The 19442-nt window shown below is 53.4% G+C and carries 16 protein-coding genes; 3 read left to right on the forward strand and 13 right to left on the reverse strand.

Translation table 11 applies throughout. From position 1 onward, the window contains the following. Nucleotides 1–98: 98 nt before the first annotated feature. Nucleotides 99–293: a hypothetical protein gene (locus AACH44_RS02855; protein ID WP_261849006.1), complete on the forward strand. Its 195-nt coding sequence runs from the start codon at nucleotides 99–101 to the stop codon at nucleotides 291–293. A gap of 40 nt (nucleotides 294–333) precedes the next feature. Here AACH44_RS02855 and apaH read toward each other — a convergent pair whose 3' ends face one another. The 6 genes from apaH to lptD all read right to left on the reverse strand — a co-directional run bounded on the left by apaH (nucleotide 334) and on the right by lptD (nucleotide 7158). Beyond that, nucleotides 334–1191, reverse strand: a complete 858-nt coding sequence (gene apaH / locus AACH44_RS02860; RefSeq protein ID WP_261849007.1) for a bis(5'-nucleosyl)-tetraphosphatase (symmetrical) ApaH — start codon at nucleotides 1189–1191, stop codon at nucleotides 334–336. A gap of 2 nt (nucleotides 1192–1193) precedes the next feature. Next, on the reverse strand, nucleotides 1194–1571 hold the full coding sequence (gene apaG, locus AACH44_RS02865; protein ID WP_261849008.1) for a Co2+/Mg2+ efflux protein ApaG: 378 nt from the start codon (nucleotides 1569–1571) through the stop codon (nucleotides 1194–1196). Between the two features lie 12 nt (nucleotides 1572–1583). Beyond that, nucleotides 1584–2402, reverse strand: coding sequence for a 16S rRNA (adenine(1518)-N(6)/adenine(1519)-N(6))-dimethyltransferase RsmA (gene rsmA / locus AACH44_RS02870; protein WP_261849009.1), 819 nt, complete (start codon nucleotides 2400–2402; stop codon nucleotides 1584–1586). Then, complete coding sequence (pdxA, locus tag AACH44_RS02875; RefSeq protein WP_261849010.1) at nucleotides 2395–3396, reverse strand: 4-hydroxythreonine-4-phosphate dehydrogenase PdxA; 1002 nt, start codon at nucleotides 3394–3396, stop codon at nucleotides 2395–2397. Before pdxA ends, rsmA begins: the two co-directional genes overlap by 8 nt. Continuing rightward, nucleotides 3396–4691, reverse strand: coding sequence for a peptidylprolyl isomerase SurA (gene surA / locus AACH44_RS02880; RefSeq protein WP_261849011.1), 1296 nt, complete (start codon nucleotides 4689–4691; stop codon nucleotides 3396–3398). The genes pdxA and surA overlap by 1 nt, the downstream gene beginning before the upstream one ends. A 97-nt stretch (nucleotides 4692–4788) precedes the next feature. Continuing rightward, complete coding sequence (gene lptD, locus AACH44_RS02885; RefSeq protein ID WP_261849012.1) at nucleotides 4789–7158, reverse strand: LPS assembly protein LptD; 2370 nt, start codon at nucleotides 7156–7158, stop codon at nucleotides 4789–4791. A gap of 187 nt (nucleotides 7159–7345) precedes the next feature. Between lptD and djlA the strand changes: the two genes are divergently transcribed. Continuing rightward, nucleotides 7346–8221: a co-chaperone DjlA gene (djlA, locus tag AACH44_RS02890; RefSeq protein WP_261849013.1), complete on the forward strand. Its 876-nt coding sequence runs from the start codon at nucleotides 7346–7348 to the stop codon at nucleotides 8219–8221. Between the two features lie 96 nt (nucleotides 8222–8317). Here djlA and rluA read toward each other — a convergent pair whose 3' ends face one another. From rluA to AACH44_RS02910, 4 genes are all read right to left on the reverse strand, one after another. Next, nucleotides 8318–8971 (reverse strand): bifunctional tRNA pseudouridine(32) synthase/23S rRNA pseudouridine(746) synthase RluA, encoded by a 654-nt coding sequence (gene rluA / locus AACH44_RS02895; protein ID WP_261849014.1) that lies wholly within the window; start codon nucleotides 8969–8971, stop codon nucleotides 8318–8320. 184 nt (nucleotides 8972–9155) lie between these two features. Continuing rightward, nucleotides 9156–12059, reverse strand: a complete 2904-nt coding sequence (gene rapA / locus AACH44_RS02900) for an RNA polymerase-associated protein RapA (protein ID WP_261849015.1) — start codon at nucleotides 12057–12059, stop codon at nucleotides 9156–9158. Between the two features lie 162 nt (nucleotides 12060–12221). Continuing rightward, the gene (locus tag AACH44_RS02905) at nucleotides 12222–14588 is read right to left on the reverse strand and encodes a DNA polymerase II (protein ID WP_338659493.1); all 2367 of its coding nucleotides are present in this window, start codon (nucleotides 14586–14588) and stop codon (nucleotides 12222–12224) included. A 124-nt stretch (nucleotides 14589–14712) separates the two neighbouring features. Next, entirely contained in the window at nucleotides 14713–16293 is a 1581-nt protein-coding gene (locus AACH44_RS02910) for a sensor domain-containing diguanylate cyclase (protein ID WP_261849017.1), read from the reverse strand. A gap of 147 nt (nucleotides 16294–16440) precedes the next feature. Between AACH44_RS02910 and AACH44_RS02915 the strand changes: the two genes are divergently transcribed. Beyond that, complete coding sequence (locus AACH44_RS02915) at nucleotides 16441–17211, forward strand: DedA family protein (protein WP_261849018.1); 771 nt, start codon at nucleotides 16441–16443, stop codon at nucleotides 17209–17211. A gap of 35 nt (nucleotides 17212–17246) precedes the next feature. On the opposite strand, the gene ilvN is transcribed toward AACH44_RS02915, so the two are convergent. The 3 genes from ilvN to AACH44_RS21160 form a co-directional block, all read right to left on the reverse strand. Beyond that, nucleotides 17247–17540, reverse strand: coding sequence for an acetolactate synthase small subunit (ilvN, locus tag AACH44_RS02920; protein WP_201877942.1), 294 nt, complete (start codon nucleotides 17538–17540; stop codon nucleotides 17247–17249). A 5-nt stretch (nucleotides 17541–17545) separates the two neighbouring features. After that, on the reverse strand, nucleotides 17546–19210 hold the full coding sequence (gene ilvB, locus AACH44_RS02925; protein WP_261849019.1) for an acetolactate synthase large subunit: 1665 nt from the start codon (nucleotides 19208–19210) through the stop codon (nucleotides 17546–17548). A 110-nt stretch (nucleotides 19211–19320) separates the two neighbouring features. Then, the gene (locus AACH44_RS21160) at nucleotides 19321–19428 is read right to left on the reverse strand and encodes an ilvB operon leader peptide IvbL (protein ID WP_072012954.1); all 108 of its coding nucleotides are present in this window, start codon (nucleotides 19426–19428) and stop codon (nucleotides 19321–19323) included. Nucleotides 19429–19442 lie beyond the last annotated feature (14 nt).

Below are 19442 nucleotides of genomic sequence, written 5' to 3' on the forward strand. Positions count from 1 at the left end.
CGTCATCTGGCATCGATAGTATCAGGATGGATAACGTTCTATACCGCTACGTTGGTGGATAATAGAACACGATGCTTAATAGGTAGGAGACAGTACGTATGGCGAATAGAAACTGCAATCTGAATACTGACCGTTTGAGCGATCCACGCCGCCGTGAATTACCATCAGGCGGCGTAGAAGCCGTTGGTCTGGCTGGTTTTCTTGGCGGTGGCATCTGGTCGATTCCCACCGAGGCGTTGGCTGTACCATCATCTAAAAAGGCTCAGTCTGGGGCGGACTTCCCACTTCTATGATACGGGCGCGGTTGGCGATAGAGTGAATACTTTCGAACCTTTACTCACCCGATAAGGGCGTGATATTGCCAGAAAGCTCCGTGTTTGATGAGAGTGACGGTTGCGTGAAATAGCGCTTATCGTCCCAACGCAGCATCGTCAATTCTCCCCCCCAACAGCACCCGGTATCTAGCGCATAAATGTTTTCCGGCGTGCCTTTCCCTTCCAGCGATGCCCAGTGACCGAATGCAATAGCGTATTCCCCTGCGACTTGACTGGGTAGATCAAACCACGGTTTTAGCAGAGAAGGTGCCTGACCCGGTGGTTCTTTGCAGAGCATATCCAACTGTCCGCCAGAGAAACAGTAACGCATGCGGGTAAAAACATTGGTACTAAAGCGTAGACGCGCCAAACCGCTCAGTTCTGGGCTCCAATGGTTTGGCATATCGCCGTACATGGCATCGAGGAAAAGCGGGTAACTGTCGCTGCTCAGGATCGATTCAACTTCGCGCGCACACATGAGCGCCGTCGGCAGATCCCACTGTGGTGTGATGCCCGCATGCGCCATGACCAACTTCAGATCGTCATCGACCTGTAAGATCGGTTGGCGGCGTAGCCAGTTGATGAGATCATCTGCATCCGGTGCGGTGAGAAGATCGTTGAGACGATCTTTGGGTTTATTGCGGCTGATACCCGCATAAACGGCCAGCAGATGCAGATCGTGATTGCCAAGCACCATACGGACAGAAGAACCGAGGGAACGAACAAAGCGCAGAACCTGAAGCGAATCTGGCCCGCGTGCGACTAAATCGCCAGTTAGCCAGAGCGTATCCTGCTCAGGATTAAAGGAAACTTGCGCCAATAGCGCGTTGAGTTCAACTACACAGCCGTGAACATCGCCAACTAAATAGGTAGACATAATTAATGTATCAGTGAAGGGATAGCCAGACGGAAGACGGAGACTGGAACCTGAAATGCCTTACCCTGATGGTCAATCATATGGTAGTGGCCTTCCATTGTGCCGAGAGGCGTTTCTATGACGGCACCACTGGTATATTGGAACTCGCCACCGGGCTGGATAACTGGCTGCTCGCCGATGACGCCTTCACCCTGAACCTCAGTCTGCCGGCCATTACCGTTGGTGATCAGCCAATAACGCCCCAAAAGCTGGACTTCATGACGCCCCAGATTGCGAACCGTAATCGTGTAAGCGAACACGAAACGTTCTTCATCAGGCTCCGATTGTGATTCTACGTAGAAGCTCTGAACTTGTACACAAACACGGGGCGCATTAATCATGATGAACTCCAGTTATTCCTGTTTTGCCGGATGCTCGCTTAACCAGTTCGCCAATCGGCAATATTGCTCGACGGTCACATTCTCTGCACGGCTGGTGACATTGATACCCAGTTCGGTGAGCGTTTCTGGGGTGAACAGATTACCGAGACTGTTACGCAGAGTCTTGCGGCGCTGGTTGAACGCTTCCGTCGTGATGCGGCTCAGCACGCGAATATCACTAACCGGATAAGGGATCACGGCATGAGGCACGAGTCGCACTACGGCGGAATCAACTTTAGGTGCGGGCTTGAAGGCCTCCGGTGGCACTTCAAGCACCGGAATCACCTGACAATAATACTGTGCCATAACGCTCAGGCGTCCAAAAGCTTTACTGTTCGGCCCTGCCACCAAACGGTTAACCACTTCTTTCTGCAACATAAAGTGCATGTCGCGGATAGATTGAGTATAGGTGAACAAATGGAACATCAGCGGTGTAGATATATTATACGGCAGGTTACCGAAAACACGCAGAGGCTGCCCAGCTTGTTCAGCGAGCGCGGCGAAATCGATCGTCATGGCGTCTTGCTGAATAATCGTCAGCTTATCTTTCAGCGTCGGGTGTTTTTCCAATCGCGCGGCCAGATCCCTATCCAGCTCAATCACGGTAAAACGATCCATCCGTTCGCCAACGGGCGCAGTGAGTGCGCCGAGGCCAGGGCCGATCTCTACGATCGCTTGACCCGGCTGAGGATGAATCGCCGAAACGATGCTATCGATCACGAAATGATCGTTTAAAAAGTTCTGCCCAAAACGTTTACGGGCGAAGTGACCTTGGTGTACGCGATTATTCATTACTATTCTTTATCATTTTAATGGCAAGATTTAATGCCGTGATGAAGCTGCCAGGCTCAGCGCTACCGGTTGCGGCCAGCTCTAGCGCTGTACCGTGATCGACCGATGTGCGGATAAACGGTAGCCCCAGTGTGATATTAACAGCGCGCCCGAAACCCTGATATTTCAGAACCGGGAGCCCTTGATCGTGATACATCGCCAAAACGGCGTCGGCGTGTTGCAGATACTTGGGTTGGAAAAGCGTATCAGCAGGCAACGGCCCAATCAGCGTGATGCCCTGTTGCCGTAGCTCATCCAGTGCGGGATTAATCACATCCAGCTCTTCACGGCCCATATGACCGCCTTCACCCGCATGGGGATTCAGCCCACAGACATAAATCTGCGGTTGAGTAATACCGAATTTTGTCTGCAAATCATGATGTAAGATCGTGATGACTTCATGCAGACTCTGGCGGGTAATGGCCGCAGAAACGGCAGCGAGCGGTAAGTGCGTGGTCGCTAACGCGACGCGCAATTCTTCCGTCGCCAGCATCATAACAACACGGTCACAGCTACTGCGATCGGCGAAAAATTCAGTATGCCCACTGAAGGGGACGCCAGCATCGTTGATAATGCCTTTATGCACCGGGCCAGTAATCAGCGCCGCGAATTCGTCGTTCAGGCAACCATCACACGCACGGGCTAACGTTTCAACGACATAAGCGCTGTTAGCAACGTTCAGTTGGCCTGCAATGACGGTTGCTGGTGTGGCGATCGGCAGGACAGTAAGGCTACCCGCCTGCTGTGGCTGTGCGGGCTGGCCGGGTTGATAGTCACGCAGCGTCAGCGGCATAGACAACTGCAATGCGCGCGTGAATAACAGCTCAGGATCGGCACAGCAAACGAGCTCTACAGGCCAGGCCTGCTGTGCCAGAACAATCACCAGATCGGGGCCAATCCCGGCGGGTTCGCCGGGGGTGATCACAACACGTGGCGTATTGCTCTCAGTCTGCATTAGTTAGTGGCACCATTAATCACTTTGACATAGGCCGCTGCACGCTGTTCCTGCATCCAGGTTTGCGCTTCTTCAGCGAATTTACGATTAAAGATCATACGGTACGCCTGCTCTTTTTGCGCCGCGTCGGTTTTGTCCACCTGACGGGTATCCAGCAACTGAATCAGGTGCCAGCCAAAAGAGGAATGAACAGGCTGACTGATTTCACCTTTCTTCAGTTTCAGCAACGCATCGCGGAAGGCCGGATCGTACATATCTGGAGAAGCCCAGCCAAGGTCACCACCCTGATTCGCCGATCCTGGGTCCTGAGAAAGCTGTTTGGCCTGTGCAGCGAAATCGGTGCTGCCGTTTTTGACCTGCTGTGCCACCTCGGCCAGCTTAGCTTGCGCCTGGCTGTCCGTCATCACGACGGAAGGTTTGATCAGAATATGGCGAGCATGGGTTTCGGTTACTGATACGCTTTTGTTACCGCCGCGAATATCGTTCACCTTCAGAATGTGGAAACCCACACCAGAACGGATCGGACCGACGACTTGGCCTTTCTGCGCCTGTGTTAAGCGTTCGGCAAACAGCGTGGGGATCTCCTGCAACTTGCCCCAGCCCATCTGGCCGCCTTTCAGCGCCTGAGAGTCGGACGAATAGGTGATAGCCAGCTTACCAAAATCCGCCCCTTCACTGATTTGTTTCACCAGCGATGTGGCCAAATTTTCCGCTTCATCAACCTGCTGCTGAGTCGGGTTTTCCGGTAATGGAATCAGGATGTGGCTCAGATTCAGCTCATCGTTTTCACCGGTCTGGTTGGCGATTTGCTTCGCCAGCGTATCGACTTCCTGTGGCAGGACGGTCACGCGACGGCGAACTTCGTTGTTACGCACTTCCGAAATCAGCATCTCTTTGCGAATCTGGCTACGGTAGGTGTTGTAGTTCAGACCTTCATAAGCCAGTTGGCTTTTTAGCTGGTCCAGAGACATCCGGTTCTGAGCGGCAATATTGCTAATCGCCTGATCCAGTTGCTCATCCGTCACCTGGATACCCATCTTCTGCGCCATTTGCAGGATAATGTTATCCATGATTAGGCGGTCAGTAATCTGATGACGCAGCGTGGCGTCATCCGGCAACTGCTGCCCGGCCTGCTGGGCATTCAGTTTGACCGATTGCAAAAGACCGTTTACATCACTTTCCAGTACGACGCTGTTATCGACGACTGCTGCGACTTTATCAACCACCTGTGGTGCTGCGAACGCGGTAGAGGCACTCAGTGCCAATCCGAGAATAAGCGTTCTCCAGTTCTTCATACCTTTCCCATTATTTCATCCGCAAGGCGGGTTAAAAGTACCAACGTTTTAGTGAGACAGCCTGTTTACCCTTATCGGCTAAGCACTCTGGATGACATCAGAATGCGCGCTGGTAAGGCAAAATACCCGAACGCAGCATTTTGTCGGAGCCCAGACTGTAATTACTGCTTAAACCACGTAACTCGATATTAAATGACACTTTGTTGTCGTATTCGCTGCTGCGGCTTGCGCTGTTCCAGTCGGTAATTTTACGTTCATAACCGACGCTCACGGCCCAACAGCAGGTATTGTACTGTAAGCCAATAAGCTGATTTGCTGGCTGATTGGCTTTGGTGTCGTAATAATAAGCCCCCACCACAGCCCAACGTTCGACGATCGGCCAGCTCGCGGTGATACCAACCTGTGAGATGCCCTGCTGGAAGCCCGGATTCGTGACATTAGGGATCATGTCGCGAATATATTCAGGGCTGGCGTAACGGTAGTTTAACTGTACCAACCGTTCTGCATCACGACGGTATTCTAACACGGCGTCGCCCAGTGCGACTTCGTTCAGACGATTGTCATACTGTAGACCACCGCGAACACCCCAGTTGTCATCGATCTTCAGGAAGGAGTCACCCGCCCACACCTGGCTGCCGTTATTATCACTCTTGTCGAGTGACGTGTTGCGGTCACCGGTGCGCGGACGATCGAAGTAATAGATTTGACCAATAGAAGCGTTAAAACGTTCAACCAACGCATCATCATAAATACGTGTGGTGACACCGGTCACAAGCTGATTTGCGGAGGCGATACGATCCAAACCGCTGTAGCTGCGATCGCGGAATAGGCCGGAATAGTCGGTCTGCATCAGCGTGGAGTCATAGGTATGGATGCTGCTCTGGTCGCGGTAAGGCACGTACAGGTATTGTGCGCGAGGCTCCAGCGTCTGGGTATAGGCCTGCGACCAGTCCATTTCGCGTTCAAAGACCATCTTACCGTCGACTTTATATTGCGGCATGACCCGATTCACCGAGTCTTTCAGTGCATCTTTTGTACTTTGGTCAATATTTGGTGTCGAGGAAGCACGGTAACGATCCAGATTATCCTGCTGGTAGTGCGTCGCTAACAGCTTGGCTTCGGTATTCAGGCTGGCCCAGCGGTTTGCCAGCGGGAGATTTAGCGTTGGCTCAACGTGCAGACGCGTCGCTTCCGGCCGATTGTCGTTGACGTTGGTAAATTTTACCGCTTGACCGTAAAGGTGCATATCAACCGGGCCGATATCATTCTGGTAATAATTGATATCAAGCTGTGGTTCTGCGCGATAGACATCACGGCTGGTTGCATTAGAAAAAACCTGGAACTGCTTGGTGGACAGCGTGGTGTTCCAGTTTTGGTTTGCATAACCTGCACTGAGTTTTTGGGTGATGTAGCCGTCAGTGGTTGAACCATAGTGCGAGTCCAGATCGGTGAAGTAACGGTCGTCACTGACTTTTGTATAGTCCGCGTTAAAACGCCACACTTGATCCATCACGCCGCTGTGACCCCAATGGAACAACCAGCGGGTATCATTATCGTCTTGCGGTGCGACTTTGGCGTATTCATTATCGCTGGGCAACCAGTCAAATTGAATAACGCCAAGGCCCGGTGTGGTCAAATAGCGGAATTCGTTCTGCCACTGCATGCCGCGTTTGGTTTGCAGATGTGGCGTGATCGTGGCGTCAAAATTAGGGGCGATATTCCAGTAATAGGGCGTCAGCAGTTCGAAGCCATTGCTGCTACCATATTTCGCATTGGGGATCAGGAAACCAGAGCGTCGTTTATCGCCGATAGGAAGTTGTAAATACGGGCTATAGAACACCGGTACGCCACCAATCTTAAAACGTGCGTTCCAGATTTCAGCAACCTGCTCTTCTCTGTCTTGAATCACTTCCGAACCGACGACACTCCAGCTATTATCTCCCGGCAGGCAGGAAGTGAAGGAGCCGTTTTCCAGAATGGTGTAGCGATTGCTGTCACGCATTTTCATTTTGTCGGCGGAACCACGCCCTTGACGGCCTACCATCTGATAATCGCCTTCATAGACGTCGGTATCTTTGGTGTTCAGGTTGGCCCAGGCTTTAGGGCCCTTTAGGATGACCTGATTGTCGTCGTAGTGGACATTCCCCGTTGCGGTAATGGTGCGCGTCGGTGTGCTGCCCTGTGTTGCCGGGTCCAGTTGGTTCAGCTCCACCTGCTCGGCAGTCATGACGCTGTTACCCTGCTGGATGTTAACATTGCCGATGAATTTGGCATTGTCGGGATAGTTGGCTTCGGTTTTGTCGGCCTGAATATTGACCGGCAGCTGATTGGGCTCGCCTGTGACCAGCGGCCTGTTGTACGTGGGTACACCCAGCATGCACTGTTCAGCGAGATCGGCCAGCGCGTGCTGGCTGTAAAGCGCGGACCAAACCAGAGTGGCCAGCAGAGTTGGGAAACTTTTTTTCATACGTATTATCAGGTGTTCCGTCATCAGGGGCATCATGCCGGCAAACGGTCAGAGACTATATCACTCGTTGGCGTTGCGCCAGTGTTAAATCCCCACCGCTTATATACGCACCGCCGTTAGGTGCAAAGATAAATGACAGGTATGATAAAGCAATTTTTAGCTGACGGCATGAGGATTTGAGGAGTATATGCGGTATTGGGGAAAGTTGCTGGGGTTGGCGCTGGGAATTGTTTCAAGCGCTGGCATCTGGGGAATGATCATGGGCTTACTGATGGGGCATTGGATTGACCGAGCCCGGGCATCGCGTCGCCGTGATTATTTCTCCGCTCAGTCTACCCGTCAGTCATTGTTCTTTCTCACCACCTTTCAGGCCATGGGACACCTGACCAAATCTAAAGGTCGGGTGACGGAAGCTGATATCAAAATCGCGACCAAAATGATGGATCGCCTAGAGCTGTTTGGTGAGGCCAGAGCGGCTGCCCAGCGTGCTTTCCGTGAAGGAAAGACCAGCCATTTCCCGCTGCGAATAAAATTACGCAAGCTGCGCGATGCCTGTCTGGGACGTTTTGATTTAATTAAGATGTTTCTGGAAATTCAGCTTCAGGTCGCGTTTGTCGACGGGGTACTACACCCAAATGAACGTCGTGTGCTGTATGTGATTGCTGATGAATTGGGTGTGACGCGCGAGCAGTTTGAATTTTTTCTGCGGAATATGGAAAGTACTACAGGGCAGCAGTCTCGGCAAAACCAGTCACGACAGAATGGTAAATCACATCAGCGGCGCAACAGTAGTTATTCTAACGGGCATTCTTATGGTGGCCAACGCCCGCCTTCGGCACCGCGCGAGCCAACGGTCGAAAGTGCCTGTCGTACATTGGGGGTACGCAGCAGCGATGATGCCGCTACGATCAAACGCGCCTACCGTAAACTCATGAGTGAACATCATCCCGACAAGCTGGTTGCGAAGAAGCTTTCACCAAGGATGATGGAGATGGCCAAGCGTAAAGCACAGGATATTCAGGCTGCCTATGAATTGTTGAAGAGTGCGAATCAGGCAAAATAATCCGTATTCTTCCCTTTTTTAATGCCTCTCTGTTTACCATTCGACCATATCTGATTAAAAACACCTGATATAAAAAATACCGTCAGCGCATTCGGCTCAAAAATCGGCTTCGCAACGAAAGTGCATTGGTGTGTTGAACGCTGGGTGTGTGATAGCCAGTTCTTGTGCGTGCAGTAACAGGCGGGGTGCCATTGCTTTGGCATCGGGATGTGCATAAAAGCCATCGCCGAGGATCGGGTGACCCAGTGCGAGCAGGTGGACGCGCAGTTGATGAGAGCGACCGGTAATCGGCATCAGCTTGACGCGTGTTGTACCGTCATCGTCACGCGAGAGTACCTGATACGCTGTCTGCGCTGATTTTCCTGTTTCAAAGCAGACTTTCTGTTTCGGGCGGTTCGGCCAGTCGCAGATCAGCGGCAGATCGATGACGCCTTCATCCTGTGCCATATGACCCCAGACGCGGGCAAGGTAGGATTTCTTGGGCTCGCGTTCGCGAAACTGGCGTTTTAATTCGCGCTCTGCGGCTTTTGTGAGTGCCACGGCAATCACACCGCTGGTTGCCATATCCAGACGATGAACAGATTCTGCCGTGGGGTAGTCGGCTTGAATACGGCTCATGACGCTATCTTTGTGTTCTGGCGCGCGGCCGGGAACCGACAGCAGACCGCTGGGTTTATTCACCACCATGATGTGCTGATCCTGATACAGAATATGCAACCAAGGATCGGTAGGCGGATTATAGGGTTCCATTCGCGCTCCAAAATACGCAAGAGACAGAGACGTCGTTGCTGTTTGATCGAGATACTCGGGCTTATCACGGGGCGAGGTGTTCCTGCGGAAACCTCATCCCCGTGCTTTCCCTAATATGCAGCTATCCGTGTGCTGAAAAATCTGGCTGCCCATAGTACGCATAACGCATAGTACGGGCGGCACATTACTGATGCGTCACTACGACCAGACGAATTGCATCCAGACGCCAGTTGGCTTCGTGCAGGTTGCTCAGCACCTGTTCGCGCTGGTTTTCCAGTGCAGTCAGCTCATCTTCACGAATGTTCGGGTTGACGGCTTTCAGCGCTTCCAAACGTTCCAACTCGCGGCGCAGTTGCAGATCAGCCTGTTGTTGCGCTTCAGTGATAAGCTGGCGCGCCTGCGTTTCTACCAACGCTTCCGCCTGTTGTAGCATCGCATGAACATCGGATTGTACCGCATTCACCAGTTTGCTGGACGTATGACGGTTTACCGCATTGAGCTGGCGGTTGAAGCTTTCAAATTCAACCTGTGCCGCCAAATTGGTGCCTTTACGATCCATCAGCAGGCGAACCGGCGTGGGTGGCAGGAAGCGGGTCAGTTGCAGGTGTTTTGGTGCCTGTGCTTCTACGACGTAAACCAGCTCCGCCAGCAGTGTGCCGACTGGCAGCGCTTTATTTTTCAGCAAAGAAACCGCACAGCTTCCGGTATCGCCGGACAGCACCAGATCGAGCCCGTTACGGATAAGCGGGTGCTCCCAACTGATAAACTGTGCGTCTTCGCGGGAGAGCGCCTGATCGCGATCGAAGGTGATCGTACAGCCGTCCTGCGGCAGACCAGGGAAATCCGGCACCAGCATATGATCGGATGGCGTCAGGATGATCAGGTTATCGCTGCGATCTTCCTGATTGATGCCGACAATATCAAACAGGTTCAGAGCGAATGTCACCAGATTGACGTCATTATCCTGTTCAGCAATGGCCTGCGCCAACAACTGAGCCTGTTCGCCACCGTTAGAATGCATTTCCAGCAGACGATCGCGCCCCTGTTCAAGCTGTTGCTTCAGGCTGTCGTGTTGCTGGCGGCAGGTATGGATAAATTCATCCAGACCCTGCTGTTCGCCGACGGTCGTCAGTCGCTCAATCAACTGTGTATGGTGGGCATCATAGATAGTGCGACCTGTTGGACAAGTGTGCTCAAATGCATCCAGCCCTTCGTGATACCAACGTACCAGCAAGGCTTGAGCGGTGTTTTCCAGATACGGCACTAAAACCTGAATTTCTTTTGCCTGCCCGATTCGGTCCAGACGACCAATACGCTGTTCCAGCAGGTCGGGATTGAACGGCAGATCGAACATCACCAAATGGCTGGCAAACTGGAAATTCCGGCCTTCGGAACCGATCTCTGAACAGATCAGCACCTGTGCGCCTTCTTCTTCGGAAGCAAAATAGGCGGCGGCGCGGTCACGTTCCAGAATCGACAACCCTTCATGGAAAACGGCGGCACGAATGGCTTCGCGCGTGCGCAGCACTTGCTCCAACTGTAACGCCGTGGCGGCCTGTGCACAGATCACCAGCACTTTTTCATCGCGGTTAGCCGTCAGGTAGTTCAGCAACCATTCCACGCGTGGGTCGAAGTTCCACCAGGTGGCATCGTCCCCTTCGAGCTGTTGATAAATTTGTTCTGGATACAGCATGTCGCGGGCGCGGGTTTCCAACGGCTTATTCGCGTTCATAATGCCGGACACTTTAATCGCCGTTTGGTACTGCGCTGGCAGCGGCAGGCGGATTTGATGCAGGACACGCTGCGGGAAGCCTTTAACACCCTGACGTGTGTTACGGAACAGCACGCGGCTGGTGCCGTGGCGATCCATCAGCATGGTGATCAGTTCCTGACGCGCCTTTTGATTGTCATCGCTGTCGCTGTTAATGGCTTTCAGCAACGGCTCGATGTTCTGTTCGCCGAGCAGATCGCTCAGTGCATTCAGTTCAGTCGTTTGGGCTTTTTCGCCCGCTAATAGTAGTGTGACGGCATCGGCAACCGGACGGTACTGCTGCTGTTCGGCAACGAATTCCTGATAGTCATGGAAACGGTTGGGGTCGAGCAGGCGCAAGCGTGCAAAGTGACTCTGCTGACCAAGCTGTTCCGGCGTTGCAGTTAAGAGCAGAACGGCAGGGGTGGCGCGTGCCAGCGTTTCAATGGCCTGATATTCCGGGCTGGGATTTTCTTCGCTCCAGACCAGATGGTGGGCTTCATCCACCACCAGCAGATCCCAGTCGGCGTTGACGAGCTGCGCAAAACGCTGGGCGCTGCGTTGAACAAATCCCAGTGAGCAGATTACCAGTTGTTCGGTTTCAAATGGATTGCTGCTGTCCAGCTTGGCTTCGGCATAGCGCTCGTCGTCAAACAATGAGAACAGCAGATTAAAGCGGCGCAGCATTTCGACCAGCCACTGGTGTTGCAGGGTTTCCGGCACGACAATGAGCACGCGGCTGGCACGACCCGCCAGCAACTGCTGATGGATGATCATACCGGCTTCAATGGTTTTTCCCAGACCGACTTCGTCCGCCAGCAAAACGCGCGGCGCATGGCGTTGGCCAACTTCGTGAGCGATATGAAGCTGATGGGGGATGAGGCTGGCACGCATGCCGCGCAATCCGCCCCATTGTTGTAACGCCTGCTCGTTCTGGTGCTTGCGGGCGCGATAGCGCAGGGCAAAGCGATCCATGCGATCTATCTGTCCGGCGAACAGGCGATCTTGGGGTTTGTTGAACGTGAGCTTGCTGTCCAGAAAGACTTCACGCAGTTCTGCCTGCGTTTCATCGTCCAGGCGTTGGCCGCAATACACCAGCAACCCTTTTTCTTCTCGCACGTCATCAACTTTGAGCTGCCAGCCTTCATGGCTGGTCACAGTATCGCCGGGGTTGAACATCACGCGGGTGATGGGGGCGTCGCTGCGGGAATAAAGTCGGTTTTCACCGCTGGCAGGGAAAAGCAGCGTAATCATACGCGTATCGACGGCAACAACCGTTCCCAGTCCAAGTTCGCTTTCTGTATCGCTGATCCAGCGCTGACCAAGTGTAAAAGGCATAAATTCTTAGCTCGATGTCGTTTGTGTCGGGGGGAATGTCTGATTACATTATCGGGTGCCAATAATGCTGCTGATGCAAATTCAGAAAGGGCGTTATGGTAATGGATGATGGCGCGTTCGTCACCTCTCAAACTTGCTGCGCAGTGAATTAACCGCTTCTATTTAAAATAATCCCATCTGACCTGTCACCAGTGTAGCAAAATCGTCATGCAGAAAAGGAAGAATGGCGTCCGCGACGGGCTGGAGCTGGCGTTCTACATAATGCTGGTAGTCTAGTGGTGAATGCCGGGTTTCCAGCGGTTCAGGGCCGTTGACGGTCATTACATAGCTGATCCAGCCACCGTTTTGGTATTGCAGCGGCCGCCCTTGCTGGCGGTTATAGTCATCGGCGACTTTCGCGGCTCTGGCGTGTGGCGGCACGTTGCGCTGGTAATCGTCCAGCTTGCGGCGCAGACGTTTACGGTAGATCAGTAGATCGTCAAAATCACCGTTCAAAGTACGGTCAACATAGTCCCGTAGCCAGTCCTGATAAGGCTGTTGTTGAAAGATCAGCAGATAGAGCTGCTGCTGAAACTGCTGTGCCAGCGGCGTCCAGTCGGTGCGCACGGTTTCCAGCCCTTTGAACACCATTTTTTCGCCTTGTGGCGTGTCGATCATTCCGGCGTAGCGTTTTTTACTGCCTTGTTCTGCGCCGCGAATCGTTGGCATCAGGAAACGGCGAAAATGGGTTTCAAACTCTAGCTCCAGCGCGCTGCTCAACTGCTGGGTGTCTTGCAAATGCTGTGTCCACCACTGATTAACGTGCTGTACCAGCGTTTTGCCAATTTTTTCGGCGTCTTCTTCACTATGCGCGTGCTTAAGCCAGACGAACGTGGAATCGGTATCGCCATAAATTACCTGATAGCCTTGCTCCTCAATTAGCTCACGCGTTTTACGCATGATTTCATGGCCGCGTAGCGTGATAGAGGAAGCGAGGCGCGGGTCAAAGAAACGGCAGCCTGTGGCACCCAGCACGCCGTAAAAGGCATTCATGATGATCTTCAACGCCTGCGACAGCGGCTTATTGTTGGTGCGCTTTGCCGCTTCACGCCCTTGCCAGATGTGTTCGACAATGGCAGGCAAACAGTGTTGATCGCGGGAAAACCACGCGCCGCGAAAGCCGGGGACGGCGTGCTGAGCGTCTGGATTCTGTGTTCCCACCGCCAGCCCGACCGGGTCGATCAGAAAAGTACGGATAATCGAGGGGTAGAGGCTCTTGTAATCCAGTACGAGTACCGAATCATACAGGCCGGGACGTGAATCCATCACAAATCCGCCGGGGCTGGCTTCCAGCGCGACCTCGCCCAGATTGGGGGCGACGTAGCCCATGCGGTGCATGCGCGGTAAATAAAGGTGGGAAAAGGCCGCGACAGAACCCCCGTTGCGGTCGGCCGCCAGCCCGGTGACGCTAGCGCGTTCCAGCAAGAAAGGCAGCAGCTCGGTTTTGTCAAAAATACGCGTGACGAGTTCGCAATCTTGCAGATTATAGCGAGCGAGTGCGGGCTTATCTTCGGCAAAGCGACGGTCAATTTCATCCATCCGCTGATAGGGCGTGTCGATGGCTTTGCCTTCTCCCAGCAGCGATTGTGCGACAAACTCCAGACTGAATGAGGCAAAATTCCACGTTGCAGATTTGAGCGCTTCAATGCCGTCGATAATCAAACGGCCAGTGGCGCTGGCAAAAAAATGCCCCTGTTTAAAACCGTGTTCTCGCCACTCCAGCGCCTGCCCATTACGCCCCAGCTTGAGAGGAATGTGGTAGCGCTCAGCATGTTTCTGCAACACGCGTAGGTCAAACTGCACTAGATTCCAGCCGATGATGGCATCGGGATCGTGTTGCTGCATCCAGGTATTCAGTTTTTCCAACAGCAGCGGGCGGCTGGCGACGTACTCAAGATTAAAATCTTCGTGTTCGGCAGGCGTGCCGTTCGGCGGGCCGAGCATGTAAACCTGACGTTGTCCGCAGCCTTCCAGCCCAATGCAGTAAAGCTCGCCGTGGCGGTTGGTTTCGATATCCAGTGACACCAGTTTGAGCGTCGGGCGGTAATCGGGATTCGGTTTCATACGGGCTTCCGTCAGCAGGCGACCTGACGTTGAGTTACCGCTAAACCACACGGGTGCGGTGATAAAGCGTTCCATTAGAAAACGTTCCGTCGGGCGAATATCCGCTTCGTAGACCTGAACGCCACCTTCACGCAGTAACTTTTCCAGCCGCAGCAACTGACGGTATTGCGGGCAATACAGCCCTAGCTGCGGTTGATGGTGGAAATCTTGCATCGCGAGTGGCTTTAACTGCCAGCGTTTTTCCTGCTGTAAAAGCGTTCTTGCGCGGGCTTCCTGCTGTGCGGGAATAAAGGCAACAGCCTCTTGTACTGGCAGCCGTGCGAGCAGCGGGCCCTCATCGGTGGCCAGCCAGAATTCGACCTGCGTGCCTGCTGGCGTATCGTTCCAGTGGCGGGTCAGTAGAAACCCCTGACGAACCTGAGTCACTAAGCGGCCTTTTTATTTATAGCAAGCGGGATAAAGAAGGGTGGTCGTGCTAAGTATGGTTATTTATACAGGTGATGTCCAGTATCTAGCGACATCACCTATTTATAAAGAAGAGGGGGGGGGATTACTGCTCGCCGCTGGGGGCTGAAGCCACGCGGTTGCGGCCTTCCTGTTTAGCCTGATATAGGGCTTCATCCGCAAGCTTGAACGTTCGCTCGATCGACATATCGCTGGTGCCCGGTTCCCACAGGGCAACACCTAATGAGATGGTGATATTGCCCACGACAGGTATGGTGGATTCCTGCGTGCGTTGGCGTAATCGTTCAGCAATATTGAGAGCCTCATTCTGACTGGTTTCGGGCAGCAGTATCAGGAATTCCTCACCGCCGCTGCGGCACAGAATGTCAGCATCGCGCGAGCTGGTGCGAATAAGCTGTGATAGATAGCGAATGACGGTATCCCCTACGTCGTGGCCGTGGGTGTCATTGATGCGTTTGAAGCGGTCAATATCAAGCGCGATGACCGCAAAACTTTTTTGTCCCATCTGCCAGTAGCGGAGAACGCTATCCAACCCGCGGCGATTGAGCAGTTCGGTCATCGGGTCTGAGTGTGCCTCGGAGCGTAACTTACCAATTTTGCGCTGCAATAAATCGATACCCAGCAACATTGCCTGCTTGAGTTGAGAGGCTTCAAAATACCAGGAGTGGATGTTTCTGATATCGTCGGAAACGTCCGTCGCATCCATCTTATTGGCGCTGCGTGCCAGTAGCCAGAGAGGCTGCGCGATGAGCCGAGCCAGCAGCCAGACGCACAAGATCGTGAGTAGCGCGAGAGGAAGCGTGTGACGCAGAACGTTCAGCATCAGCCCATCCAGTGGTTTCAGCGTGGTACCCGTTGGGCGAAGCGCCACAATCTCCCATTGTGAGGTAGATTCCACGGCGTAACCTGCTAACATTTTTTCGCCCAGATAGTTAACCATATGCTGGCTACCATTATCTTCGCGCTGCGCATCGATCTTCAGATCGTTGGTTTCTACTTTACCAATACGCTCCATATCGCGGTGATACAGCATCCTTCTGCTTTTATCGGTGACATAAATATAAGAGCCGTCACGGTAATAGTGTTTATCTAGTAGCGTATTAAGAACGCTGGGCTGCTTAAGATAGATCGATCCACCGATAAACCCTTTGTAACGTCCATCCCGTGTGAAGATCGGCGTCGATATCAGCACAATAAAGTTATCGGCGGCAGACATATAGGGCTGGCTGATGAGGGGCCGTTTTTCTTTCAAGGCGTCGAGTGCGCCATCTGTTGTCAGGTTTCTCCCGATTAATTGGAACGTATCGGGTGACGTGGCTCTGACGATACCTTTTTCATCGGCAATGACGACAGAATTGAAGTTGCTGGTCTGTAGCCGCAGGCGGTCAGCTTCTTTTAGCAGGCTGGTCTTGTCATCCATCTGGGAGGCAACGATGTTTGCGCTGTAGGCTAACTGCTGCTGAGATTCTTTAAAGAAAGTGTGGGTCATTGCCGCGAGTTTGGCGGCGTAGACGCGATTGGCTTCCAGTGTGTTATCAATCAGAAGCTCTCGCTGGACGCGATAGCTGGCATAAAAGCCGTTCGCCAGCGTCACTAATGCGCTTGCCACTGCCAGTAATAGGATAAGACGTCGTAATCCGAAATGATTGAGTAGTTTAAAAAACATAGTGGCAGTGCGGCACAGTGGTAAAAAATGACCGCTATCATAAGTGTTGATGCCTGTCGGTGCAAAAGAATTGACCAGCAATCAGGAGTTGACGGCTTCTGCTATGATCCAGACAATCTTTGTTTTTATAAAGAACGGGTAGGTTTCATGGAAGCGTGGCTGGATCATCTGGTTACCCAATCACTCGCGTATTCACTGATCGCCGTCATGCTGGTTGCTTTTCTGGAGTCGTTGGCTCTGGTGGGGCTGTTGTTGCCAGGCACGGTGATGATGGCGACCCTGGGGGCGCTGATTGGCAGCGGACAAATGGGGCTATACCCAGCGTGGGCGGCTGGGATTATCGGTTGTCTGCTAGGAGACTGGATTTCCTATTTTATTGGTATACGTTTTAAGGCACCGTTGCATAACTGGTCTTTCCTGAAAAAATATCAGGTGTTACTGAATAAAACCGAATACGCCCTGTATCAACACCCAATGCCGACAATATTGATTGGGCGTTTTGTCGGCCCGACTCGTCCGCTTATTCCGATGGTGGCGGGGATGCTGGGGTTACCGCCTTATAAATTTGCTGTGCCGAATATCATCGGCTGCCTGCTGTGGCCTCCGGCCTATTTCTTACCCGGTATTCTGGCTGGGGTTGCGATTGATATTCCCGCTGGGACGAACAGTGCGGGCTTTAAGTGGTTATTACTGGCAACGGCCATCGTGGTATGGGTCGCAGGCTGGTTAAACTGGCGCTGGTGGCGCAGCGATAAGCGTAAACATCATGATTGGTTTAGCAGAAAGATGCCGCTCAGACGCCTGCGTTGGGTCGCACCCGTGATGTCCGTAGCGGCGGTTGCTTTGTCGATCGTACTGGTTCAGCACCCGCTGATGCCGGTTTACCGTCACCTGCTATGGCAGGTGTTAAACGGGTAAGATTGGGCAGGCCGGGGAAGACCCGGCCACGCCGTTTAACAGTAAAATTCGGCGACCTGCTCAAAAATACGCATTTCTTCACCGTGACGACGAACCTGAAGGACATCCTCCAGTTTTTCTACCTGGCTGATCATTTGCTGTAGCCGCTGGTCATCTTTAACCAGTAGCCAAATCCGGCTTTCCTCACCGTTTGCCAGTGGCATACACAGAATGCCTTCTACGTTAAATGCCCGGCGGGCAAACAGACCGCAAACGTGTGACATCACGCCGGGGTGGTTGCGCACGGAGAGTTCTAGCGTGACCTGATTTGAAGTTGGCTGAGTTGACATAGTCATTAATCTCCGATCATATCGATGTTCGCGGCACCCGGTGGCACGATGGGTAACACTTTTTCATTGGCGTCAATAAGTACGTGGATCAGTACAGGACCCGGCTGATTGAGCGCCTCTTGCAGGGCGGCCTGTGGATCGGCGGCGGCGTTCAGATCGCAGGTTGCAAAGCCGAAACCTGCGGCAATCGCGAGAAAATTGGTTCTGTAACGGTAATCGGCAGCAAAGATGCGCTTCTGGAAAAACATATCCTGCTGCTGATGTACCAGACCCAGTGACTGGTTGTTCATCAGGACAATTTTTACGTTAAGCCCTTCTTCTGCTGCGGTCGCCATTTCCTGAATATTCATCATCAGGCTGCCATCACCAGAGAAACACACCACGGTGCGATCGGGTTCAGCCAGCGCCGCGCCAATCGCCGCAGGCAGGCCAAAGCCCATCGTGCCAAACCCGCCGGATGTCAGCCACTGACGTGGGCGACGCAGCGGATAAGACTGTGCCACCCACATCTGGTGTTGGCCGACATCGGTCGTGATGATGGCATCATCCGTCAGCGCCTGCGCCGTAGCCTGAACCAGACCATAATGGCTTAACGGATCGTCAGCATTCGGCATGTTGAACGGGAATTCCTGTTGCAGTCCACGGACGGTGGCACGCCATACGTCACGCTGCTGCGGCGCAATATGCGGCAGCAACTGATCCAGTGCTTGCGCGACATCGGCATTGATCGCCACGTGTGGCTGGCGGATCTTACCCAGTTCGGCCGGATCGATATCGATGTGAATGATGCTGGCATTCGGGCAAAACTGTTCTGCTTTACCAATTGCGCGATCGTCAAAACGTGCCCCCAGCACAATTAACAAATCCGCTTGCTGTAAGATCAGATTGGTTGATCGTGCGGCGTGCATACCCAGCATACCCAGCGACAGGGGATGATCGACAGGCATCGTACCCAGTGCCATCAGTGTCATGGTGGTTGGCAGGCTGGAACGTTCCGCCAGTTGAACCGCCTGTTCGTGCGCGACGCTGCTAATAATCCCGCCGCCGAGATAGAGCACCGGACTCTGAGCTGCGTTGATCATGGCCGCAGCACGCTCGATTTCCTGCTGGGTGATAGCGGGTGGCGTATCGAGAGGAAAGACGTCCGGCAATTCGCTCAGTTCAATGGTCGCATTCTGAATATCTTTTGGAATATCGATCCACACAGGGCCGGGACGACCCGACTGCGCGATGCGAAACGCTTCTGGGATCACGCGCGGCAGTTCGGTGATGTCACGCACCAGATAATTATGCTTAGTGACGGGGATAGAGATGCCGTAGGTGTCGACTTCCTGAAACGCATCGGTGCCGATCATACTGGAAGGTACCTGACCGGTGATGCACACCAGCGGGATTGAATCCAGTTTGGCATCGGCAATGGCGGTGATCAGATTCGTCGCTCCCGGGCCGCTGGAGGCCATACAAACGGCGGCTTGCCCGCTGGCGCGCGCCATGCCTTGTGCCATAAACCCCGCGCCTTGTTCGTGGCGTGCCAGAACGTGGCGAATCGTTTTACTTTGACCCAGTGCATCATATAACGGCAGAGCTGCGCCGCCGGGAATACCCGCTACGGTGGTGATGCCCTGCTGTTCGAGCAGCCGAACAATCAACTGAGCGCCTGTATAACGCATGTTTACATCCTTCATCAGAGCCGGTGCAGTGTCGGAGCGGGGAGGGGAGAAACAAGAAACCCCGCTCGGCTGGCGCCGGCGGGGTTTGAGAATCTTCGATTCGGAACCCGTTACGGCGCGCTGCCGACGACGACCACGACGACCACGCGCACGACGACGACCGCGTCAACATGCGCGGTGTGTAGTAGTGCTGAAGTGGAAGAAGAGTAGTGCGTCACGGGAATCCTATTTA

Origin of the sequence: Pectobacterium araliae, assembly GCF_037076465.1 — a bacterium.
In the GTDB taxonomy this organism is placed as follows: domain Bacteria; phylum Pseudomonadota; class Gammaproteobacteria; order Enterobacterales; family Enterobacteriaceae; genus Pectobacterium; species Pectobacterium araliae.